The organism is Leptothrix toolikensis (SeqCode), from assembly GCF_057922285.1.
This window is the reverse complement of sequence record NZ_JBYSVC010000123.1, coordinates 1-4703: the sequence shown is the minus strand read 5'-3', so window position 1 is coordinate 4703 and position 4703 is coordinate 1. Positions and strand designations below refer to the sequence as shown.

General features: G+C 55.6%; 5 protein-coding genes. 2 read left to right on the top strand and 3 right to left on the bottom strand.

What is annotated here, in order from left to right; translation table 11 throughout:
- Window positions 1-3: 3 nt before the first annotated feature.
- Window positions 4-1230, top strand: coding sequence for a bifunctional glutamate N-acetyltransferase/amino-acid acetyltransferase ArgJ (argJ, locus tag AC3VI7_RS12140; protein ID WP_489667804.1), 1227 nt, complete (start codon window positions 4-6; stop codon window positions 1228-1230).
- A gap of 19 nt (window positions 1231-1249) precedes the next feature.
- Window positions 1250-2029, top strand: a complete 780-nt coding sequence (locus tag AC3VI7_RS12135) for a sulfite exporter TauE/SafE family protein (RefSeq protein ID WP_489667805.1) — start codon at window positions 1250-1252, stop codon at window positions 2027-2029.
- 13 nt (window positions 2030-2042) lie between these two features.
- Here the strand turns inward: AC3VI7_RS12135 and AC3VI7_RS12130 are convergent, their stop codons facing one another.
- From AC3VI7_RS12130 to AC3VI7_RS12120, 3 genes are all read right to left on the bottom strand, one after another.
- The gene (locus tag AC3VI7_RS12130) at window positions 2043-2792 is read right to left on the bottom strand and encodes a Crp/Fnr family transcriptional regulator (protein WP_489667806.1); all 750 of its coding nucleotides are present in this window, start codon (window positions 2790-2792) and stop codon (window positions 2043-2045) included.
- On the bottom strand, window positions 2782-3879 hold the full coding sequence (locus AC3VI7_RS12125) for a hypothetical protein (RefSeq protein ID WP_489667807.1): 1098 nt from the start codon (window positions 3877-3879) through the stop codon (window positions 2782-2784). The genes AC3VI7_RS12130 and AC3VI7_RS12125 overlap by 11 nt, the downstream gene beginning before the upstream one ends.
- 6 nt (window positions 3880-3885) lie before the next feature.
- Window positions 3886-4703: GGDEF domain-containing protein (locus tag AC3VI7_RS12120; RefSeq protein WP_489671574.1), on the bottom strand; the 818-nt coding region annotated here is incomplete at its 5' end.

Sequence of the window (4703 nt, the reverse complement as noted above, 5' to 3'; positions counted from 1 at the left end):
GCCATGCCTGTTCATCTTGCTGCTCCGAATCCCGCTGACCTTCACCCCGTGCCGGGCGTGGAAATCGGTATCACCCAAGCCGGTATCCGCAAGGCCAACCGCCGCGATCTGAGTGTGTTTCGCCTCGCCCCCGGCTCCAGCGTGGCCGGTGTGTTCACCAAAAACCGTTTTTGTGCCGCGCCGGTGCAACTGAGTCGCCTCCATCTGGCCGCAGGCTCGATCCGCGCCTTGGTGATCAATACCGGCAACGCCAATGCCGGCACGGGCGCTGATGGCCTCAAGCGCGCTGGCGAGGTCTGCCAAGCCGTGGCCGGTTTGCTCGGCATCCAAGCCGAGCAAGTGCTGCCGTTCTCGACGGGCGTGATCATGGAAACCCTGCCCAGCGAGCGCTTGATCGCGGGCTTGCCGGCTGCGGTGGCTGACTTGAAGATGGATCAGTGGGCCGTGGCCGCCGAAGCCATCATGACCACCGACACGCTGCCCAAAGGCACCTCGCGCCAAGTGCAGATTGGTGGCCGTACCGTCACTGTGACCGGCATCAGCAAGGGCGCGGGGATGATCCACCCCAACATGGCGACCATGCTGGGCTATGTGGCGACCGATGCGGTGATCGATCCGGCGCTGCTTCAGCCGCTGCTCAACGACGTGGCGGACTTGAGCTTCAACCGCATCACCATCGACGGTGACACCTCGACCAATGACAGCTTCATCCTGATGGCGACCCATCAGGCCGGTCACGCCCCGATCACGGCGCTTGATTCGGCCGAAGGGCAGATCCTGCGCGAAGCCGTGCTGGCGGTGTCACAGCACTTGGCCCAAGCCATCGTGCGTGACGGCGAAGGTGCCACCAAGTTCATCACCATCCGCATCGACGGTGGTCAAAGCGTCGAGGAGTGTGCCAAAGCGGGCTACGCCATCGCCCATTCACCGCTGGTCAAGACGGCGTTCTTCGCCAGCGATCCGAACCTGGGCCGCATCTTGGCGGCGGTCGGTTACGCCGGTATCGACGACTTGGATCAGAACCTGATCGACCTGCATCTTGATGATGTGCATGTGGTGCGTGAAGGCGGTCGCCATCCCGATTACCAAGAAGCCGACGGTCAGCGTGTGATGAAGCAAAGCGAGATCACCATCCGCATTGATCTGCACCGGGGCGAAGCCACCACCACGCTGTGGACCTGCGACCTCTCGCACGACTATGTGACCATCAACGCTGACTACCGCAGTTGATCACTGTCGTTGATCAGCGTTGATCGCTCCCTTGCTTGACGGCTCGGCTTGGGCCTTGCTCGGGCTGGCGGCGTTTGCCGCTGGCGTGGTCGATGCCGTGGGTGGCGGCGGCGGGCTGATCCAAGTGCCCGCGCTTTTTGCCTGTCTGCCGGGTGCGACACCGGCTTTGCTGTTTGGCACCAACAAGATGGCATCTTCGGTGGGCACGGCAGGGGCCGCGTGGCAATACGCGGGCTCGGTCACCCCGCCTTGGCGGGTGGTCGCAGCCAGCATGCTGGCTGCTTTTGTCGCGGCTTGGTTGGGGGCTTTGGCCTTGGCCCTGATCCCCACGGAGCCGCTGCGCAAGGCCTTGCCTTGGTTGCTGCTGGCGCTGCTGATCTTCACGGTTGTGGGCTCAGGTGGTCTGCACCACCAGCCTAAACACGCGCCCCAGCGTGAACTCGGGTGGGCCACCGCTGGCTCCGGTCTGATCGGCTTTTACGACGGTGCCTTTGGGCCGGGCGCTGGGGCGTTCTACAAGATGCTTTTTGTGCGCGGCCTGGGCTTTGATTTCCTCCACGCTGCTGCGCCTTCCAAATTCGCCAACTTGGCTTCGAACCTCGGTGCCTTGACGGTCTTTGCTTGGCAAGGCCAGATCCACTGGCTGTTGGGCTTGGGGATGGCGCTGAGTAACTTTGTCGGCGGGCAGCTTGGCAGCCGAATCGGCCTCAAATACGGCAATGACCTGATCCGGCGGGTTTTCGTGCTGCTGGTGGGTGTGTTGATCGTCAAGAGCTTTGCGGATGCGTATGGGGTGTGATATTTGGTGTGAATCAGCGCTGCGTGGGTAGTGGTTTTTGAAGGATGATGCGATGGTCTTTGACACCAAGGTGACCACTGACCGTCAGCTCTTTGATGAGCCGACTCACCATTTCGCGGGAGCTACCAATGCGGTTGGCGATTTCCTGTCGCGATAGGCGTTCAGGAATCATGCATACCCCGTCTTGATTGACGGCAGATTGGTTGATGAATTGGGCAAAACGGGTGTGGCTGTCCTTGTAAGCCATGTCGATGACCCGATTGGATAAGTCGCGTACCTTGTTGGTGAGGCGATGGATCAAATCCCACGCAAAAGCGGCATGGTTCTCGACAAGATGTTCGAGATCTTGGCGCGGCACGACAAAAACATGCGTGGGTTCAATGCAAATCACGGATGCCGACCTCAAGCCGCCATCCAGCGTTAATTCGCCAACATAATCGCCTGCACCGAGAATACGCAAAGTAATATCTCGCCCATATTCGTCAGAGATAAATACTTTGACTTGGCCTTCCATGATGATATAAAAATTCTGAGAAATCTCATTTTGGCGAATGAGGTAATCCTCCGTATTAAATGCTTTTGCTTTTCCTCGCGGTGATAGTTCCAGCAAGGCAGCTTCGTTGAGTTGGGCAAAAATTGAGGTGTTTTTCATAAAAATTGATGGCGTCATATTTTTACTACCAGCGCAGCGGTAGTTTCTTGTGAACGGTGATGCGTTGTGCCTTGATGGATAGGTGGCTGCTTTATATATTTTAGCTTCCACCAAGCTCTACATAGCCAAAGCGTGTTGCCTTGAGATCAGGTGTGAGCATAAATCGGAAATAGCCAAAAACTTCGTACAAAGAGAAGCTGAATAACTGCCATGATTCTGTGGTTGTATCGTCTTCAATACGAATCTCGCCGATGTGGCCGCCAAGGTCTGCTCCCCATTCTTTATCCATATCTTGTTTGACGTAGCTTGAAAAAAGTGAGACTACTTTTTTGTCTTGAACAAAGCCAATTTCTCGGGCGTATGTTTTGATGATATTATCATCAGGCTCTTTTTGGGTGCTGAGCAACCAGTTGGCTTGCCAGTACATGTTTGGATTCGAATCTATTTCGAAGAACGATGCGAATGATTCGATAGCGTTGCGTATATCTGTGACGTCTTGACTAGGGTAGCTTGGGCTGATGGTTTTTGTGCTTTTTTTATAGGTGATGCGAACGCTGGTGTCGTTCTTTTTGCGGGTGAAAACGACGAATTTTGCAGAGCATTCTTCTTGGCTGGCGATTCTTCTGAATGCCCAGCCAAGAGTGTTTCCATTGAAATAATATTCGTCCTCACTGTTTGAACCGATGGTTGCCGTAGATGAATCGCGCCTTGTCTGTTCGTCCATATTATTGATGGATTCAATGGGTGATATGTCAGTTATGTGCCCATCGGAACAAATAAGTTGAGCCGGTCTGTTCCAGTCAAGCGTTTTTTCCACGGGTATAGTAATGATGTTTTTCTTGTGGAAATCATCATTGGCTGGAACGATTTGTATGTCGTGACGACGAAGAATGTCTGAATCAATCAGTGGTCCTGAAATAATTATCTGACCATCGTTGATAGTGTTGTTATTGATATAAATAACGTCTCTCTTTGACTTGACTTCAGCGTATAACGGCAGCGTTGGTTGCGTCGGTGTTTGATCGATAGTTTTGATGACTCTTGTCGGCTCAATGGATAGCGGTGTGTATGAGGTATCTTGAGTAGGTTTTTTCTGAATCATTGTTGAATCAAAAATTAACCAACCCGTCACGGCTGAAAACGTGATGACTAAGCCGATCAGGATAGCGAATTGTTTTTTGGCAATCTTGGTTGACATGATGATTCAAGAGGGTGTTGTTTGAGCCTCCCGCACCCAATTGCGCCCGCTGCGTTTGACGGTGTAGAGGGCTTCGTCGGCCCAAGCTAAGGCGGTGGTCAGGGCGGTGGTGCGGGGGGTGAAGTGCGCTACGCCCAAGCTCAAGGTGTAGTAGATCGGGCCTTGGGGACTCTCGCAGGGGTTCAAGGCGATGCAGGTACGCAGGCGCTCAGCCACCGTGAGGGCTTCGCTGCTTTCACCCAGCAAGATGGCGAATTCTTCACCGCCCATGCGGGCAAACAGATCGCTCTCGCGCAACTGCGACTTGATCAGTCGCGTGAGATGTTGCAGCACTGCGTCGCCCATGGCGTGGCCGCGCGTGTCGTTGATGGCCTTGAAGTGGTCCACGTCCATCACGATCACGGCTAAATCGGCCAGATCAGCCATGGCATGCAAGACGCGTTGATCGCCCAGCGAGAAGAAGGTGCCCCGGTTGAGGATGCCGGTGAGCGAGTCGTGTTCGGCCATCTCACGCAAGGAACGTTCCAAGCGCTTGCGCTCGGTGATGTCAAAGATGGCCCCGGCTTGGCCGGCGATCTGGCCGAAGGCATCACGAAACACCCCTTTGTGGAAGGTCACGTCCCGCAGCTCGCCGTCGGCGTAACGCACTTGGGCGTCATAGACCTGCCGCCCACCGCTGGCCAGCAAGGTGCGATCCGCTTCTTCGTAGATCCGGGCCAAGTGTGCTGGGGCGACGTCGTAGACCGTCTTGCCCAGCACCTGTTCACGCCTCAAGCCGATGTAAGCCTCGAAGGCCCGGTTGCAGCCCCGGTATACGCCGTGGG